This is a genomic window from Acidiferrobacter sp. (assembly GCF_054609335.1).
The window spans coordinates 13,044-28,933 of record NZ_JBTRWP010000026.1 but is presented as its reverse complement, the minus strand read 5'-3'; the positions used below and the strand labels follow the sequence as shown (position 1 = coordinate 28,933).

General features: G+C 64.5%; 20 protein-coding genes. 3 read left to right on the top strand and 17 right to left on the bottom strand.

Translation table 11 applies throughout. From position 1 onward, the window contains the following. Positions 1-2: 2 nt before the first annotated feature. From ispG to ACYCTF_RS08520, 15 genes are all read right to left on the bottom strand, one after another. Positions 3-1,118 (bottom strand): flavodoxin-dependent (E)-4-hydroxy-3-methylbut-2-enyl-diphosphate synthase, encoded by a 1,116-nt coding sequence (ispG, locus tag ACYCTF_RS08590; protein WP_461283250.1) that lies wholly within the window; start codon positions 1,116-1,118, stop codon positions 3-5. Positions 1,119-1,134: 16 nt separating this feature from the next. Further along, positions 1,135-2,193, bottom strand: coding sequence for a RodZ domain-containing protein (locus tag ACYCTF_RS08585; protein WP_461283249.1), 1,059 nt, complete (start codon positions 2,191-2,193; stop codon positions 1,135-1,137). Next, positions 2,183-2,947 carry a type IV pilus biogenesis/stability protein PilW gene (gene pilW / locus ACYCTF_RS08580; RefSeq protein ID WP_461283248.1) on the bottom strand — a complete coding sequence of 255 codons (765 nt, stop codon included), beginning with the start codon at positions 2,945-2,947 and terminating at the stop codon, positions 2,183-2,185. Before pilW ends, ACYCTF_RS08585 begins: the two co-directional genes overlap by 11 nt. Next, on the bottom strand, positions 2,937-4,028 hold the full coding sequence (gene rlmN, locus ACYCTF_RS08575; protein ID WP_461283268.1) for a dual-specificity RNA methyltransferase RlmN: 1,092 nt from the start codon (positions 4,026-4,028) through the stop codon (positions 2,937-2,939). Before rlmN ends, pilW begins: the two co-directional genes overlap by 11 nt. 10 nt (positions 4,029-4,038) lie before the next feature. Then, positions 4,039-4,470, bottom strand: a complete 432-nt coding sequence (ndk, locus tag ACYCTF_RS08570; protein WP_461283247.1) for a nucleoside-diphosphate kinase — start codon at positions 4,468-4,470, stop codon at positions 4,039-4,041. Between the two features lie 266 nt (positions 4,471-4,736). Further along, a complete protein-coding gene (gene iscX / locus ACYCTF_RS08565; RefSeq protein ID WP_461283267.1) occupies positions 4,737-4,937 on the bottom strand; it encodes a Fe-S cluster assembly protein IscX in 201 nt (66 codons plus the stop codon). 17 nt (positions 4,938-4,954) lie between these two features. Then, the gene (gene fdx, locus ACYCTF_RS08560; RefSeq protein WP_461283246.1) at positions 4,955-5,296 is read right to left on the bottom strand and encodes an ISC system 2Fe-2S type ferredoxin; all 342 of its coding nucleotides are present in this window, start codon (positions 5,294-5,296) and stop codon (positions 4,955-4,957) included. Beyond that, positions 5,296-7,137 (bottom strand): Fe-S protein assembly chaperone HscA, encoded by a 1,842-nt coding sequence (gene hscA, locus ACYCTF_RS08555; protein WP_461283245.1) that lies wholly within the window; start codon positions 7,135-7,137, stop codon positions 5,296-5,298. The genes fdx and hscA overlap by 1 nt, the downstream gene beginning before the upstream one ends. Further along, positions 7,138-7,656 (bottom strand): Fe-S protein assembly co-chaperone HscB, encoded by a 519-nt coding sequence (gene hscB / locus ACYCTF_RS08550; protein WP_461283244.1) that lies wholly within the window; start codon positions 7,654-7,656, stop codon positions 7,138-7,140. Between the two features lie 9 nt (positions 7,657-7,665). Next, entirely contained in the window at positions 7,666-7,989 is a 324-nt protein-coding gene (gene iscA / locus ACYCTF_RS08545) for an iron-sulfur cluster assembly protein IscA (protein WP_461283243.1), read from the bottom strand. A gap of 12 nt (positions 7,990-8,001) precedes the next feature. Continuing rightward, positions 8,002-8,406, bottom strand: coding sequence for a Fe-S cluster assembly scaffold IscU (gene iscU, locus ACYCTF_RS08540; protein WP_461283242.1), 405 nt, complete (start codon positions 8,404-8,406; stop codon positions 8,002-8,004). A 30-nt stretch (positions 8,407-8,436) separates the two neighbouring features. Continuing rightward, positions 8,437-9,651 carry an IscS subfamily cysteine desulfurase gene (locus tag ACYCTF_RS08535; protein WP_461283241.1) on the bottom strand — a complete coding sequence of 405 codons (1,215 nt, stop codon included), beginning with the start codon at positions 9,649-9,651 and terminating at the stop codon, positions 8,437-8,439. After that, on the bottom strand, positions 9,629-10,132 hold the full coding sequence (locus tag ACYCTF_RS08530; RefSeq protein ID WP_461283240.1) for a Fe-S cluster assembly transcription factor: 504 nt from the start codon (positions 10,130-10,132) through the stop codon (positions 9,629-9,631). The genes ACYCTF_RS08535 and ACYCTF_RS08530 overlap by 23 nt, the downstream gene beginning before the upstream one ends. A gap of 56 nt (positions 10,133-10,188) precedes the next feature. Then, on the bottom strand, positions 10,189-11,007 hold the full coding sequence (gene cysE, locus ACYCTF_RS08525; protein ID WP_461283239.1) for a serine O-acetyltransferase: 819 nt from the start codon (positions 11,005-11,007) through the stop codon (positions 10,189-10,191). A gap of 60 nt (positions 11,008-11,067) precedes the next feature. After that, positions 11,068-11,784 (bottom strand): RNA methyltransferase, encoded by a 717-nt coding sequence (locus ACYCTF_RS08520; protein WP_461283238.1) that lies wholly within the window; start codon positions 11,782-11,784, stop codon positions 11,068-11,070. A 112-nt stretch (positions 11,785-11,896) separates the two neighbouring features. Here ACYCTF_RS08520 and ACYCTF_RS08515 point away from each other — a divergent pair, with 112 nt between their 5' ends. Then, positions 11,897-12,691 (top strand): inositol monophosphatase family protein, encoded by a 795-nt coding sequence (locus ACYCTF_RS08515; protein ID WP_461283237.1) that lies wholly within the window; start codon positions 11,897-11,899, stop codon positions 12,689-12,691. A 37-nt stretch (positions 12,692-12,728) separates the two neighbouring features. On the opposite strand, the gene ACYCTF_RS08510 is transcribed toward ACYCTF_RS08515, so the two are convergent. Further along, complete coding sequence (locus ACYCTF_RS08510) at positions 12,729-14,117, bottom strand: hypothetical protein (RefSeq protein ID WP_461283236.1); 1,389 nt, start codon at positions 14,115-14,117, stop codon at positions 12,729-12,731. A 94-nt stretch (positions 14,118-14,211) separates the two neighbouring features. Here ACYCTF_RS08510 and fdxA point away from each other — a divergent pair, with 94 nt between their 5' ends. Together fdxA and ACYCTF_RS08500 are read left to right on the top strand one after the other, a co-directional pair. Then, positions 14,212-14,535, top strand: a complete 324-nt coding sequence (gene fdxA, locus ACYCTF_RS08505) for a ferredoxin FdxA (RefSeq protein ID WP_461283235.1) — start codon at positions 14,212-14,214, stop codon at positions 14,533-14,535. A gap of 48 nt (positions 14,536-14,583) precedes the next feature. Further along, the gene (locus tag ACYCTF_RS08500) at positions 14,584-15,369 is read left to right on the top strand and encodes a hypothetical protein (protein WP_461283234.1); all 786 of its coding nucleotides are present in this window, start codon (positions 14,584-14,586) and stop codon (positions 15,367-15,369) included. Here ACYCTF_RS08500 and ACYCTF_RS08495 read toward each other — a convergent pair. Then, positions 15,359-15,805, bottom strand: a complete 447-nt coding sequence (locus ACYCTF_RS08495; RefSeq protein ID WP_461283233.1) for a sigma D regulator — start codon at positions 15,803-15,805, stop codon at positions 15,359-15,361. The genes ACYCTF_RS08500 and ACYCTF_RS08495 overlap by 11 nt on opposite strands. Positions 15,806-15,890: the final 85 nt, after the last annotated feature.

Here is a 15,890-nt window from a genome sequence, read left to right as displayed (position 1 = left end):
CTTCAAGACAAGGCCTTGATCGGGATCACAGGCGCGGCCGAGGCGCGGCGCTTCAGCTCCTCGCGCACGGTCCGCTCGAGGGTATCGACCAGTTCTTCGTTGGTGACTTTGCTGTGCGGCTTGCCGTCCTTATAGAGCAGGTTGGGCGAACCCCCCGCGAGCCCCACCTGGACCTCCTTGGCCTCGCCCGGACCGTTGACTACGCAGCCTATGACCGCCACGTCAATCGACTCCTGCACATCCTCGAGACGCGCCTCCAGGGCATTCACGGTGCCGATGACGTCGAACTCCTGACGCGAGCACGACGGGCAGGCGATGAGATTCACCCCCCGCTTGCGTAGCCTCAAACTCTTCAAGATCTCGAACCCGACCTTGATCTCTTCCACCGGATCGGCCGCAAGCGAGATCCGGATCGTGTCGCCTATGCCTTCGGCAAGCAGCATGCCTATGCCGATGGCCGATTTCACGGTACCGCCGCGCAAGGCACCGGCCTCGGTGATGCCAAGATGCAGGGGTTGCTCGGTCAGAACCGCCATCTTGCGATAGGCGGCCACCGCCATCGCGATATTGGAGGCCTTGAGGCTCACCTTGTAGTCGCGGAAATTCAGCCGCTCCAGGATCTCCATGTGCCTCAGCGCCGACTCGACCAAGGCGTCGGCATTCGGCTCGCCATACTTCTTCTGGAGGTCCTTCTCGAGAGAGCCCGCATTCACGCCTATGCGAATGGAGATCCCCCGATCACGCGCCGCCTCCACCACCTGGCGCACGCGGTCCTCGCGGCCGATATTCCCTGGGTTGATGCGCAGGCAATCGGCGCCAAGCTTGGCCACCTCCAGGGCAATCCGATAGTCGAAGTGGATGTCCGTCACGAGCGCCACGTCCACTGCCTTGCGGATCTCGGCGAAGGCCTGCGCGGCCTCCATGGTCGGGACCGACACCCGGACGATGTCCGCGCCGGCGGCAACGAGCCGCTGGATCTGCGCCACGGTCGCCGCCACATCGCAGGTCTCGGTGTTGGTCATGCTCTGTACGCTGATCGGGGCATCGCCCCCGACCGCCACGCGCCCCACATGGATCATGCGGCTTTTGCGGCGCTGAATCTCGGTCGTCTCGTGCATAGATTTGTGATCCCGCTTATGGGTCGACTGTGACCCGCACATTCTGCCCGGTCTGGGCGTTCGGCAAAACTACGGCGCGGCCCCCGATGCTGACGGCCACGCCCTGGCTTTGGCTCAAAGTCAGATGAAACGGGGCGCGGCCCATGACATGGACCGCCTGACCGGGGGCGATCCGCCCCGCCATGAGCCTCACGCCGCGCGCATCGCGTACCGTCACGTGGACTGCGCGGTCATTGGCGCGGATCCGTAAGCCCACATAGGTGCGGCCCTGCGGCAAGCTTACCAATCCTCCGGGATTCGGTACAGCAATTGACAGCGGAGCCACCGTGGCGGTCACGGTGGCAGGCACAGCCGGGGGGCGCCTGCGCGGCAGCACCCGTCGGGCGGCCGCGAGCCCCGCGTTCGGGCGCGCAGGGACCCGCTTGCCGGAGGATAGGGGGCGCGGCATGATCCTCGGGCCGGACTTGCTATACAGGGGATGAGGCGGGCGCAGAGGCGGATGTCCCACGCGTGGCGCCACAGCCTTCAGAGATGGGTGCGCCGGCTGACGCGGCCCGGCCAGCGGAAAAGTGCGTGTGTCGCCGTGGCGACTGCCGACTGCAGCCAGACTCGTCAGACGTGGTGGCAGCACACCTGTCACCTGCGCCGCGACCGTCTGTGACGCCGGAACGCTGGTCTGCGTGCGCGGGCGCTCGTGCCACCACACCATGCCCGCGACGATACCGATCAGGAGCAAACCGTACAGGAAGGCCCCCACGCCGACCTCACGCTCTTTCACGGCCCGCGACGGCATGAGCCGCGGCGGCGTATCGCCTTCTTCGGAGGCACGAGCCTTGGCGAACTCCTGGGGATCAAGACCGAGCAACTGCGCATAACTGCGTAGGTAACCGCGCACATAGGCGGCCGGCGGCAAATCCTCGCGCCGCCCGGTCTCGAGCGCCCGCACTTGACCGGGTGCGAGCCGCAGGCGCAAAGCCACCTGCTCCACCGTCCATCCCGCGCGCTCCCGCGCCGCGCGTAGCCGCTCGCCCGGGTTGACGCCGGCCTCCGCGCTCGTCGGTCCCTCAGTGCCCAATCAGATGGCCCTCGCGCTGCCACTGGACGACGGTGCGCGCTTGCGCGCTTTGCGCATAGTTCTCCAGCAAGCGGGTGGCGCAATAGTGCGTAAACCGGGCATCCTTCAGAGCCTGCCCGATGCGTACCCCAAGGAACAGAGCCCGCGCGCTGCGGGCGCGCTGGAGGTATTGGGCCAAATCGCCTTTGGCGCGGGCGTAGTGATGCCCCTCATAACGCAGGCGCGCTAAATAGTAATAAGGCGCCGCCAGCTCCGGAGCCAACGCCTGGGCGCGATGGAAATAATGAATGGCGCCTTTCTTGTTTGGAACCTTCAGGAGGCACACCGCCATATTGAGGTCGGCAAGCTGCGGCGTCGGATAAAGCGGCGAATGGAGCGCGGCCTGGAAGTGCTTGAGGCCCCGCGCGACCTGTCCCGTATCGCAGAGAAAGGCGCCATAGTTGTTCTGCAGGCTGCCGTCGTGCGGGTGATGGGCGATCCCCCGCCGAAAATAGCGCCCCGCCTTGACCGGCTCACGCAGCCGTTCCTCGACGATGGCCATGGCGTTATTAGCCGCCGCATCGGTGCGGTCCAAAGCCAGCGCGTGCGCGAGTTCGTTGCGGGCAAGCCCCAGCTGCCCCTGGCGCATGTATCCGACCCCAAGGGCCGTGCGTAATTGGATCAGCTTGCGCGTCTGGGGCGACAACCGTGGGGCGCTCGCGCAGCCGACGAGAGCTAGGATCCCTAAAAATGTCGCGACACACCTAGGATACATGGATAGCTACCACGCGACGGGTCCTCTCTTTCACGACGCCCGCCAACTGCCCGCACGCCGCGCGTATGCTGTCGCCACGCGTTCGCCGCGTGACCGTGACCAAACCCGCGCCCAACAGGATGTCGCGGAACCGGTCGATTACCTCGTCCGACGATCGCTCAAAGCGCGTCCCCGGGAAGGGATTGAAGGGAATGAGATTGACCTTAGCGGGCACGGTACGCAACAGGCGCGCCAGGGCCCGAGCCTGGTCGGGGGCATCGTTCACGCCCGCGAGCATCGCATACTCGAAGGTCACGCGACGACGCGCGTCCTTGGCCACATAGCGCCGACACGCCTCGAGCAGCTCCGCGATCTTGTACTTCTTGTTCAAAGGCACGAGCTGATCCCGCAGCGCATCGTCGGGGGCATGTAAGGAGACCGCGAGGCTCACGGGCGCCACCTCGTGGAGGCGATCGAGGGCTGGCACCACGCCGGCCGTGCTCACCGTGACGCGCCGGCGCGACAATCCATAACCCAGATCATCCAGGAGTATGCGGATCGCAGGCCCCACCTCTTTCAGATTCAGGAGCGGCTCGCCCATGCCCATGAAGACGACGTTCGAGATCACCCGCTCGGAGTTCTGGCGTTCCCCGCGCAGCCTATGTTCGGCAAACCACACCTGGCCCACGATCTCGGCGGCCGTCAGATTCCGGTTGAACCCCTCTTGTGCCGTGGCGCAAAACGCGCAGTCGAGCGCGCAACCGACCTGCGAGGAGATACAAAGCGTGTTGCGCTCGGCCTCGGGGATAAAGACCGTCTCGATCGCATTACCGTCGGCAAGCCGCATGACCCATTTGCGGGTCCCGTCCTCGGAGAGCCGTTCCGTGACCATCTCAGGCGTCGTGATAGTCGCGCATTCCGCAAGCCGTGCTGCCAGCCCCTTGCCGATGTTCGTCATTGCGGCGAAATCGGTGACGCCGCGCTGATGAAGCCACGGAAAGATCTGTTGGGCGCGAAACGCGCGCTCACCCATGGTCGCGAGGAACGCGCCCAAGGCGGCGCGATCGAGACCAAGCAGATTGACGGGATCGGTCGCGGTCAGATCGTCCTCCCTAGCGGGTGCGCGGACAAATGTCGGTATCGGCGAAGAAGTAACGGATCTCGCCGCGCGCGGTCTCCGGCCCGTCGGATCCGTGCACCGCATTTTCATCGATGCTCGCGGCAAAATCGGCGCGTATGGTCCCGGGCGCCGCCGCTTTCGGGTTAGTCGCCCCCATGACCTCGCGATGCTTGGCAATCGCGTCCTCGCCCTCCAAGACCTGGACCATAACCGGCCCCGATATCATGAAAGCGACCAGATCCTTGAAGAACGGACGATCCTTGTGGACGGCGTAGAAGCCCTCGGCCTGCGCGCGGGTCAATTGCATCATGCGCGCCGCGACGATGCGCAGACCTGCCTTCTCGAAGCGGTCGTAGATGGCGCCTATGGCGTTTTTGCCCACGGCGTCGGGTTTCACGATAGAAAGCGTGCGTTCAATGGCCATGCCTGTTCCTTGATTGAAGGGAATTCATACCGAAACCGGCGCATTCTAGCGCCTTGGCGGCGGCGCGGCAATTTCCGGGTCCATCTGGCCCCGCGCCTTGCGGATCAAGACCGGGGCTTGACTCCTTGGCGGGAGTGTTGTGCCTCCACCGCCCCGACCCAAGGCCGACGGGCCGGATGGGATGGGAGCCCGCGGCGCGCGCCTCCCTTCTTATACGGTGCCAACACGCGCCGAGCCCGCTGCGGGGCGTTCAGGCCTGAATGACCCTAGTCGACGTCGGCCTCGTCGATCCACGCCATCTGGATGGCCTCCAAGAGCTTCTCGCCCGAGCGCTGCGGCTCGTCTTCGAACTCATCCATATCAAGGACCCAGCGATACAGGTCCGTAAATCGCACATAGCGGGGGTCTACCTCCGGATGCTGCTCGTGCAAGAGGATCGCGATGTCCTCGGCGTCGCCCCACTTCAAGCCCATGATCCCCTCCCTCAATGACCTTCCGACACCATGTTGATGGTGTATTTTGGTATCTCGATGACAAGGTCCTGCCCTTTGGGAACCTTCGCTTGGCAGCTCAAGCGTGAATCAGGCTCGAGGCCCCAGGCCTTGTCGAGTAGATCCTCCTCCTTCTCGGAGGCAGGCTCCAGCGCCTCATAGCCCTGCCGCACAAGGACATGGCAGGTCGTACACGCGCAGGCCTTCTCGCAGGCGTGCTCGATCGGAATACCGGCGCGCAACAAGACGTCGCAGAGGCTCATGCCCTCCGGACCCTCGATCTCGGCCCCTTCGGGACACATCTGGGCATGGGGTAAAACGCGGATACGGCCCATCAGCGGAATTCCGTGACCGACCGGCCCTTCATGGCCCGCTCGAGGCCCACATCCATGCGGCGGGCAGCGAATGGGGCGCTCGCGCGGTCGAGTGCCACGATCTGCTCTCGAATCCGCTTGGGGTCTTCGCCGCCGCGGGCTTCTTTGAGGGCCGCGATGCGCGCCACTATGGCGTCGCGCTCACCGGGCGCTAACAAACCCTCGTCCGCGGCAAGCGCCGCGCCCACCGCCTCGATCATACGATCCGCCTCGACCTGTTGTTCACGGAGCGTCCGCGCGGCCGCGTCGGCCTCGGCGCTCGCCATCGAATCTTGAAGCATCCGTTCGATCTCAGCATCGGACAGGCCGAAGGAGGGCCTCACGGTCACATGACTCTCGACCCCCGCCTTCGTCTCCTGCGCCGACACGTTCAACAGCCCGTCGGCGTCCACCTGGAAGGTCACGCGGATGCGTGCCGCCCCCGCCACCATGGGCGGGATACCGCGTAGCTCGAAACGCGCAAGCGAGCGGCACTCAGCCACGAGATCGCGCTCGCCCTGCACCACATGGATGGCGAGCGCCCCCTGGCCGTCCTTGTAGGTAGTGAAGTCCTGGGCCCGGGATGCCGGGATCGGGGAATTGCGGGGGATGATCTTCTCCGTAAGCCCCCCCATGATCTCGATGCCAAGCGACAAGGGGATCACGTCAAGCAGCAACATGTCGGTGGCGCCCGCGTTGCCCGCCAAAAGGTCGGCCTGACGCGCGGCACCCACCGCCACCACACGGTCCGGGTCGATATCATGCAGGGGGGTCTTACGGAATAAGCCGCCGACGCGCTCGCGGACACGGGGGGTGCGTGTAGCACCGCCCACGAGCACGATCTCACCGACATCGGCGATTCTCGCGCCCGCATCCTTCAAGACGCGGCCACAGGCGGCCAGCGTCCGATCGATCAAAGGATCAATCGCGGCCTCGAGATCGGTGCGTGAAAGGACGCCCGTATAGATCGGCGCCACATCGACTGCGACCTCGGTCTCTAAGCTAAGGCGCTCGCGCGCAGCGCGTGCGGCACGCAAGAGCCGACGCGACTCCTCCGGAGTCCGGGCCTGGGCGCCGCGGGCAGTCCAGAGGACAACGATGGCCGCATCCATGTCGTCGCCCCCTAAGGCCGCGTCGCCGCCTGTGGCCAGAACCTCGAAGACCCCCTCGGAGAGCCGCAAGAGCGAGACATCGAACGTGCCCCCGCCCAGGTCATAGACGCAGTAAAGCCCTTCGGGATTGCGATCCAGGCCATAGGCCACGGCCGCCGCCGTCGGTTCGTTCAAAAGTCTCAGGACCTCGATCCCGGCAAGCCGCGCGGCGTCCTTGGTCGCCTGCCGCTGAGCCTCGTCGAAATACGCAGGAACCGTGATCACGGCCGCCGATAGCGGCCCCCCCAGGGTCTCCTCGAGACGCGCCTTCAAGACCGTGAGGATCTGTGCTGACACCTCGACCGGGGTCTTGGCACCCGCCGCCGTCTCGATCCGCACCATGCCCTCGGCCCCTCCCGCAAGCCGGTAAGGACAGTCCCCAACATCGGTGCGCCCACGCCCCATGAGTCGCTTGACGGACGCTATGGTGTTCAAGGGGTCCTCGATCTCAGCCTGCTGGGCGGCGCGGCCCACGGTCACCCGTCCACTCGCCTCAAACCGCACCACAGACGGCAGCAGCACATCACCAGCGCCATCCGCCAACACCACGACCTCGCGTTCACGTACGGTCGCAATGAGGGAGTTGGTCGTGCCCAGGTCGATGCCGGCAACGAATTTGCGGGTGTGCGGGTCCGGCGACTGGCCGGGCTCGCTGATCTGCAAAAGCGCCATTTACAGGGCCTCGGTGACGGCGCAATCGAGCTCGCGCGTGAAACGTTCCAGAAACTGGAGCTCACGCACGAGTTCACGTGCGCGATCGAGGTCCGTGGTCTGTCCAGAGTCGAGAAGCCCTGCGAGTTCAGATTCTTTGGCATCGCGGCTTTGCGCCACCAGGGCGATGAGCGCCGTCACTTCCTCGGGGCGCGCTGCGCCCTCCTCGAGGCGCTCACGCCACGCCATCTGCTCCATGAGGAAATCCGCATCCATGCTCGTATCGGTGTCCTCATCGGTCGAAATCCCGCGCAGCGAAAGGAGGTGGCGCGCGCGCGAGACGGGATCGCGCAAGACCTTCAGACCATCGTTCAAATCAGCGCTCACCGCGACCGCGCGCCTGCGCTCCTCGCTCGAGCCCTGCGCGTAGCGATCCGGATGCCAGACCCGGATACGCTCCCTATGGCGTGCAGCAAGCTCTTTCAGATCGATGTTGAATCGCGCCGGCAGCTCGAACAATTCGAAATAATTGCGCGCCATGCCCGCCCCCTACACGCTGAAGCTTTCGCCACAGCCGCAGGTGTCCTTCTGATTCGGGTTTTGAAATTTGAACCCTTCATTCAAGCCTTCGCGGGTATAGTCGAGGACCGTACCGTCCAGATAGACGAGACTCTTCTTGTCGATCAGGACATGGATCCCGTGGCTCTCGAAGACGGTATCCTCCGGGGCCGCCTGATCGGCGTATTCAAGCACATAGGCCATGCCTGAACAGCCGCTCGTACGCACGCCCAAGCGCAGCCCCGTGCCATGCCCCCGCTTATCCAAGGACCGCCGTACATGCTTGGCGGCGCTTTCGGTCAACGTCACAGCCATTGCCCCGCCCCCTTATGCCGCGTCGACGCTCTCTTCTTTGCCGGTCTTCTTCCGATAGTCGGCGATGGCCGCCTTGATGGCGTCCTCCGCCAACACCGAACAGTGAATTTTGACCGGCGGCAGCGCGAGTTCCTCGGCGATGTCGGTGTTCTTGATCTGTCCGGCCTGCTCCAAGGTCTTGCCCTTGACCCACTCGGTCAAAAGCGAACTCGAAGCAATCGCACTCCCGCACCCGTAGGTCTTGAAGCGCGCCTCTTCGATCACCCCGTCGTCATTGACGCGGATCTGGAGCTTCATCACATCGCCACAGGCGGGCGCGCCCACCATGCCGGTCCCGATCGATGGGTCGGCCTTATCGAACGAACCGACGTTGCGCGGGTTCTCGTAGTGATCCAACACTTTGCTACCGTATGCCATATCGTTCTCCTTCCCGTACTCAAACCTAGACTAATGAGCGGCCCACTGCACCGAATTCAGGTCGACCCCATCCTTGTACATCTCCCATAGCGGCGAAAGCTCCCGCAGGCGGCCGATCTTTTCGTGCAGCAAGCGAATCGTGTACTCCACGTCCTCTTCGGTCGTGAAGCGTCCCATGGTGAACCGAATCGAGCTATGCGCCAGTTCATCATTCCGCCCGAGCGCCCGCAACACATAGGAGGGCTCGAGGCTCGCTGAGGTACACGCTGAGCCCGACGACACCGCAAGCTCTTTCAGCGCCATGATGAGCGACTCACCCTCGACAAAGTTGAAACTGATATTGAGGTTGCCCGGGATGCGCCGTTCAAGGTCGCCGTTCACATAGACCTCCTCGATGTCCGACAGCCCCTCGAGCAGGCGCGCGCGCAGCGCCTTCAGGCGCGCAGCCTCGGCATCCATCTCCTCGTGCGCAAGCCGGAAGGCCTCGCCCATGCCTACAATCTGGTGGGTCGCAAGCGTCCCGGATCGCATGCCGCGCTCATGCCCGCCGCCATGCATCTGGGCCTCCAGACGCACCCGCGGCTTGCGCCGAACGTAGAGCGCGCCTATGCCCTTGGGCCCATAGACCTTATGCGCGCTCAAAGACAACAGGTCGACACCCAGGGCATTGACGTCGATCGGGATCTTGCCGGCGCTTTGCGCAGCATCCGTATGAAAAATGATCCCCTGCGGCTTGACGATACGACCGATGGCCGCTAGGTCCTGGATGACGCCGATCTCGTTGTTCACATGCATGACCGACACCAGAATGGTGTCTTTGCGCAACGCTGCCGTAAGCTTGTCGAGGTCGAGGAGACCGTCGGGCTCCGGATCCAGATAGGTGACCTCGAAGCCCTCGCGCTCCAATTGGCGTGTGGTATCGAGTATCGCCTTATGCTCGGTCTTGACCGTGACGATGTGGCGCCCCTTGTTCTGGTAAAAGCGGGCCACGCCCTTCAGGGCCAGGTTATCCGATTCCGTGGCGCCCGAGGTCCAGACGATCTCCTTGGGGTCGGCATGTATCAAGGCCGCCACGTCGGCGCGGGCGCGCTCCACGGCCTTTTCCGCTTCCCACCCGAACGCATGGGAACGCGATGCCGGGTTCCCAAAATCCCCTTCCATAGTCAAGTAGCGACACATGACCTGAGCCACCCGCGGATCGACCGGCGTCGTGGCCGAATAATCAAGATAAATCGGCTTTCTCATACCTGCTCCCATGCGCGACTTCATTTCTCAGGATCCCGACCTTCGGCCGCTTGGCCTGCCGCAGCACCACCTCTTGCACCTCGGGTTCCGTCACCAGGGTCGCGAGGGTAATACCGTCTAGAAACTCATAGATCCGCCGACTCAGCTCCGACCACAACTGGTGGGTCAGGCAGCGTTCCTCGCCGTGGCAATTTTTCTCGCCGCCACAGCGGGTGGCATCAATGTTTTCATTGATGGCCACCACGATCTGAGCCACCGAGATCTGTGCTGCCGGCAGCGCCAGGCTATAGCCGCCGCCCGGGCCGCGCACGCTCGCCACGAGTCCCCGGCGCCGCAGCTTTGCGAAGAGCTGCTCCAGATACGACAAGGAGATCCCCTGTCGGGCCGCGATGTCGGCCAAGGCGACCGTGTCGTGATGCTGGTGCACGGCCAGATCCAGCATGGCCGTCACCGCATAGCGTCCCTTGGTGGTCAGTTTCATGAGGGCCTCAGGGCGTTGTCTTTACGCCTTCAATGTGCCATACCCGAGTGATTTAGTCAACTATTATGTTCGGGGGGTTGCGGGGCCGCCGCTTCGTGCTTGGGGCCTGCCGCCCCATTACCGTGGCGATTGCTGATCTCGGTTAGGTCGGTGAGCGGTATCCCGGCCTTACGCAGTTCCTCGCACAGGGCCCCCATCCGTCGATCCACCACTGCCAAATGATCGAGCACACGGTCTATGGCCTGCGCCACGGGGTCCGGCATCTGTGCGGCCTGGCCGTAGGCCTCAAAGCCGATCTTCTGCGCAAGCGCGGCGCGTGTCCGCTCCCGTTCGCTGCGCTTCACCACCACCTGACCCGGGATACCAACCACCGTGGCACCGGGCGGCACGTCCTTCACCACCACCGAGTTGGAGCCGATGCGAGCCCCATCGCCCACCGTGATGGGACCTAACACTTTTGCGCCGGCCCCGACCACGACGTTATTGCCGAGCGTCGGGTGGCGCTTCTCCGGCTGCCAACTGGTCCCGCCGAGCGTCACCCCCTGATACAAGGTGCAATCATCGCCGACCTCGGCGGTCTCACCAATCACGACGCCCATCCCATGGTCTATGAAAAACCGCCGCCCAATCCGAGCCCCCGGGTGGATCTCGATGCCTGTCAGGAAACGCGACAGACGCGCCACCGCCTGCGCCGCCCAGCGCCACCCGCGCCGCCACAGGGCATGCGCCAGCCTATGCAAACCGAGCGCCTGCACCCCGGGATACAAAGTCGCGACATCGAACCACGAGCGCGCCGCTGGATCGCGCGCGAGGATGCTGGCAAAATAGCCCTTCGCCGCGACCGATCCGGTTTGCTCGACCCCTGTCTTCCCCATCGCGTCATTAGGCCTTTTCCTACTAAATTTGTCAAGTATTACGCGGGGGCGCCTCAGGACTCATCTGCGCGGCGGATAAGGCTTCTCGACGGCGTTCAATAGGCCGCGTAGGATCTGGATCTCGTTGTCATCAGGAAGCGCACGACGGAACAAACGGGTCAGCCGCCGCATGAGCTTGCGCGGGTGCTTCTCATTCAGGAAGCCAACATCCGTGATGGTTTTTTCCAGGTGCTCGAGAAACCGGTTGAAGGCGTCCTGCGAGGCCGGCTTGTGCGCGGAGGCGGGGGCCGGGCCCGCCTGGATCGTGCAGCGGATCTCATAACAGAGAATCTGCACAGCGGCCGCGAGGTTTAAAGAGGCAAACTGCGGGTCGACCGGGATCTGTACGAGGGCGTGGGCATAGTCCACCTCCTCGTTCGTAAGACCCGTGCGCTCCGCTCCAAAGAGCAGACCGACCGGACCCGAGCGGGCCTGTGCGCACAGAGTGGCAGCCGCGGCCCGGGCGTCTTGGCGCGGCAGCGGGATGGTGCGGTCACGCGCGCTCGTGGCTACCACGAACACGCACTCGGCGACCGCCGCGGGCACGTCGTCGACGATTTCGGCGGCCGTTAGGATATCGTCGGCACCCGCCGCCCGCGCTACCGCCTCGGCATCCGGAAACCGCTGCGGGGCGACTAGGACGAGACGCCTGAGGCCCATATTTTTCATGGCGCGCGCGCACGCCCCAACGTTACCAGGGTGCTGTGGTCGCACCAGAATAATGCGGATATCGGGCATATCCATCGATCTTTAACACCTCAAGCCTTGCGCGCGGCCCATGCCTGCGGGACATAAGCCTTTTACACGTCCCCCCGCCCGGCTACAATGCTCGGCTTTTGCGGGAGCCACCATGCACCCCATGTTGAATACGGCCATCAAGGCCGCCCGCCGGGCCGGGAACGTCATCGTCCGCGCACTACCCGACGTCGATCGCCTGCGCGTCGAGACCAAAAGCCGCCATGACTTCGTCACGGAAGTGGATCGGCGCGCCGAAGAGCTTATTATCGACACCTTGCGGGGTGCCTACCCGGACCACGCCATCCTCGCCGAGGAGAGCGGCGCAAGCGCGGGCGACGAATGGGAATGGGTCATAGACCCACTCGACGGCACGACCAATTTCCTGCATGGCTTCCCGCAGTTCGCCGTGTCCATCGCCTTGCGCCGCCGAGGTCGCCTGGAACAGGCCGTGGTCTTTGACCCTCTGCGCGACGAACTCTTCACGGCGACCCGTGGCGAGGGCGCCCAGCTGAACGATCGACGCATCCGCGTAAGTCGCGTGACCGAATTCGGCGGCGCCCTCCTCGGCACGGGCTTTCCCTTCCGGGAGAGCGACTCGGTAGCCCAGTGGGTGCGGCTTTTCGAACGCGTCGCCTGTCGCACGAGCGGGGTCCGCCGTGCAGGCTCGGCAGCGCTCGATCTTGCTTATGTGGCCTGCGGACGGCTGGATGGGTTCTGGGAGACGGGCTTGAAGCCCTGGGACATCGCCGCAGGCGCCCTCCTCGTGCGCGAGGCAGGCGGGATCGCGAGCGATCTTTTCACAGAAGGCGATCCACTCGACAGCGGTAATATCCTCGCCGCCAATCCGCGCGTCTACGGCCACATGCGCGCGGTATTCGCCAACCCTGGCACCGCCGACACGGCCTGACCGCAAGCGGTCGCGCACAACGCAGACGCCCTTCTTTCTAGGGGGCCACGCGTCGCACCGGGATCGTCGGCCCGACCGCCACTACGGGGGACTGAGCGGCGGCGGAGGGTCTGGGGGGCGTTACCGCCCAGGAAGGAGAGCTGCTCATAGGCGAGGCGGCAAAGGCCGCGCGGCGCGGATCGATGCGCAGAATGGTCTCGGTCTGCGCATCGCCGAGCAAGGCCACACCGATGGCGTATTCCCGAGGACGCGAACGCCTGAGCCAGCGCACAGTTGCCGCCTGCCAAGCCCCGCCTCCCGATGGATCCTTGATCCCGATCCATGTCCCAGGCGCAGGCGGCCGCCCATCGAGGTCAGCGCAGGAGAGCCACAGCCCCGCGCGACCCGCATCCCGAATGGTCCAGGTCGTCACGCGCGGCAAGGTCTGGCCCGAGTCTTCCGTGGACGGTGCGCGGGCACCTCCCCACGGGATATCGAGCTCGACGAAATGATGGGCCGGCGCATCGCCTGCCCGCAACCTTTGGAGCGCCGGCAGGCCTTGACAGACGAGCCGCTCGCCGCCGATACGAATGCGCAGCGATCGACGCCGCGGACCGGGCCGCCACGTCTCGCCCAACATCGCACAGACCCGCAGCGCAAGATCGGGTAGCACGTTAGCGGCAAGCCGCGGCGGCAGGGGCCGGCGCGCCCTCAAATCCTCTCGCAGCCGCGTAAGCTCGGAGAGTAACGACGTAGTATCGAGAAACAGCTTGGCCTCGGTCGCCACCGGCTCTGCAGGTTTGTCCATGCCGGCTACGAGGCCAAAGCCCGAGACATCATTCAGGACTGCGCGCTCGCCGACCTCGCCTATGATGCGCGAGACCGCATCAATGCCCCCAGCGGGGAGCGCATAGGGATCCGACAGACCCAGCAACACGACCCCGATGTAGAGCCGTTCCAGGTCGAGCGTGGGGTTCGCCACAGAGCCAAACAGGGTGTGAATGCGCCGCCATAAACCGGGCGGCGCCGGTACATAGACCCGGTAAGCGGCACGCAAGACCTCCGTCAAGCTCCTCATCGCACCCTCGACTGCGATCAGCCGCCACTCGGCGGGCAGCTCGGGACTGAGCGCCATCTGGTAACCTTGGGCAATCTCGGAATGCACGGTGGTCGCGATCCCCGCTAGAGATCCGGCCAGACCCGGACGGGCGAACACGCCCGCTAAGTCGTTTGCCGAGCTTTCGTAGTGCCGCAGAAGGGAGATACGGATGGAAGGCTCGAGGAGAACCCTATTAAGGGACACTACCGATTGCGCCAAAAGCGCGAGCGCCCGCTCAGGTTCGGCGGCAGGCAATGCCGCGATCCAGGCTACGAGACGCCGCTCCCGCCACGATAATCGCCGTCGCTCGACCGTATCCATAGCCACGACCCCCTTAAGCAGACTCACCCATAGTACTCACGAGGGAGGCCAGATCGCAAGCCTGCGGTTTCCTGGAACGCCGCCTTCGCCTAATATGGCGGCTTTTGGGAGGAAGCGTGTTATGGCCTACGTGGTCACCGAGAGCTGCATTCGATGCAAATACACAGACTGCGTGGAGGTCTGTCCCGTCGACTGCTTTCGCGAAGGCCCCAACTTTCTCGTCATCGATCCCGACGAGTGCATCGATTGCACCTTATGTGTCCCGGAGTGTCCGGTATCGGCTATCTTCTCGGAGGATGAAGTCCCGGAAGATCAGCGCGACTTCATCGCCGTCAACGCCGAACTTGCCAAGGCGTGGCCTGTCATTCTCGAAAAGAAGGATGCCCTCCCCGATGCCGCGCAGTGGGACGAGGTCAAGGGCAAACGCGATCAGCTCAAGAGATAGAGCCACGGCGCCCAAGGCGCAGCCCAGCGGCGGGCGCGGTCCGCTTCCATGACCACCCCGCTCACTTTAAGCGCGCGCTACGCCCTCTGCCGCGCGCGGGCGCCGCTGCGCGCGCTCTACGCCGTGCTCGATGAGATCCAGAACGTGCTAATCGCAACGCCCGCGCCCGAGGTGCGGCGCGCGAAGATCGCCTTCTGGGAGGCGGAACTTGCGGCGGCCACGACCGGTGCGGCCCGCCACCCTCTGGCTCGCGCGCTCCCGTCCGGATCCGTGTGCGCGATCGCACTAAGCGCGATCGAGGCCGCGCGGGCCGAGGCCGCACTGGCGGACCGCTTTCCGGGGGACTTGTTTCGTACGCTCCTCACGGGGCAAGGGGGTCGACCTTTAAGGCTCGTCGCCGCCCTCGAGGGCGCCGTCGCACCCGAAGCCCTGGGCTACGCCGAGCAGGTCGGGACTGCCTACGCCCTCACCGCGCGCCTGCAAACCATAGGCCTCGCCTGCCGTCATCGTCCTTGGGAGATTGCATCGCTCGCGGCTGAGGCATCGAGCCGGAACCATGAGCGAGGTGACCCACAAGCGGCCATGGAGGTCTTGCGCGACTGGGCGGCAAACGCCTACAAGGTCGCGCGGCGCCAGACCCTGACCGCGCCGCTCCTGCCACGTTCCACGCGCGTGCTTGCCGCGCTCGGGGAGTGCCTGCTTGTGGAACTTTCTGAAGAAATGAGGGCGGACCCTCGAAGACTGCTGGCGGGCCGCATCCTGTTACCGGACCCACGCATGCACTGGATCGCCCTACGCGCCCTATGGGGGCGCCGAGCACGACTTAGCCCATAGCAGCGATCAAACGGTCCTCAAGTTCGATGCGGGTGGCGAGCGCCTCGCCCAAGACCGACAGGTCAGCATGGAGATCGGCCGCCAAGACCTCATCCCTCAAGCGGTCGTACTTGTCGTTGAACCAGATCGCAGTCTCCGTACTGGCCTCGATACGCCCGTAGATCTTGTCGGCCAAAACCAGCACATCCTGGCGGCGTTCATTACCTTCCACGATGCGTTGATACAACGAAAAGTGTGCCGCGCCCATATAATCCACGAGGATCTGGCAAAAGGCCTGCAGCAAGTCTACGTGTGTCTTCCGATCAGAGAATGGACCAAGACCTGCGACCCGGCAAAAGAGCACGAGCATGTCACGCCGCTCGGACAACAAGTGTTGAATCATCTTGCGTCCGCTACCGCGCCGATCCGGAATTCTCGCTTCTGTCACCGTGGCCATCTTTATAGCCTCCCTTGCCGACCATCCGCGCCGCGACGCGCCCTAAAGACCGCTTGCGCCACTATAGGGCGCACCGCGCGCTGGG

Excerpts from the sequence above, each read along its gene's own strand:
- fdx (WP_461283246.1), bottom strand. The coding sequence starts at position 5,296 with ATGGGCCGTATCCGCGTTTTACCCCATGCCCAGATGTGTCCCGAAGGG.
- ACYCTF_RS08515 (WP_461283237.1), top strand. The coding sequence starts at position 11,897 with ATGCACCCCATGTTGAATACGGCCATCAAGGCCGCCCGCCGGGCCGGG.
- iscU (WP_461283242.1), bottom strand. The coding sequence starts at position 8,406 with ATGGCATACGGTAGCAAAGTGTTGGATCACTACGAGAACCCGCGCAAC.
- ndk (WP_461283247.1), bottom strand. The coding sequence starts at position 4,470 with ATGGCCATTGAACGCACGCTTTCTATCGTGAAACCCGACGCCGTGGGC.
- ACYCTF_RS08520 (WP_461283238.1), bottom strand. The coding sequence starts at position 11,784 with ATGCCCGATATCCGCATTATTCTGGTGCGACCACAGCACCCTGGTAAC.
- ACYCTF_RS08530 (WP_461283240.1), bottom strand. The coding sequence starts at position 10,132 with ATGAAACTGACCACCAAGGGACGCTATGCGGTGACGGCCATGCTGGAT.
- iscA (WP_461283243.1), bottom strand. The coding sequence starts at position 7,989 with ATGGCTGTGACGTTGACCGAAAGCGCCGCCAAGCATGTACGGCGGTCC.
- hscA (WP_461283245.1), bottom strand. The coding sequence starts at position 7,137 with ATGGCGCTTTTGCAGATCAGCGAGCCCGGCCAGTCGCCGGACCCGCAC.
- cysE (WP_461283239.1), bottom strand. The coding sequence starts at position 11,007 with ATGGGGAAGACAGGGGTCGAGCAAACCGGATCGGTCGCGGCGAAGGGC.
- ACYCTF_RS08495 (WP_461283233.1), bottom strand. The coding sequence starts at position 15,805 with ATGGCCACGGTGACAGAAGCGAGAATTCCGGATCGGCGCGGTAGCGGA.
- fdxA (WP_461283235.1), top strand. The coding sequence starts at position 14,212 with ATGGCCTACGTGGTCACCGAGAGCTGCATTCGATGCAAATACACAGAC.
- ACYCTF_RS08500 (WP_461283234.1), top strand. The coding sequence starts at position 14,584 with ATGACCACCCCGCTCACTTTAAGCGCGCGCTACGCCCTCTGCCGCGCG.
- hscB (WP_461283244.1), bottom strand. The coding sequence starts at position 7,656 with ATGGCGCGCAATTATTTCGAATTGTTCGAGCTGCCGGCGCGATTCAAC.
- pilW (WP_461283248.1), bottom strand. The coding sequence starts at position 2,947 with ATGTATCCTAGGTGTGTCGCGACATTTTTAGGGATCCTAGCTCTCGTC.
- ispG (WP_461283250.1), bottom strand. The coding sequence starts at position 1,118 with ATGCACGAGACGACCGAGATTCAGCGCCGCAAAAGCCGCATGATCCAT.
- ACYCTF_RS08535 (WP_461283241.1), bottom strand. The coding sequence starts at position 9,651 with ATGAGAAAGCCGATTTATCTTGATTATTCGGCCACGACGCCGGTCGAT.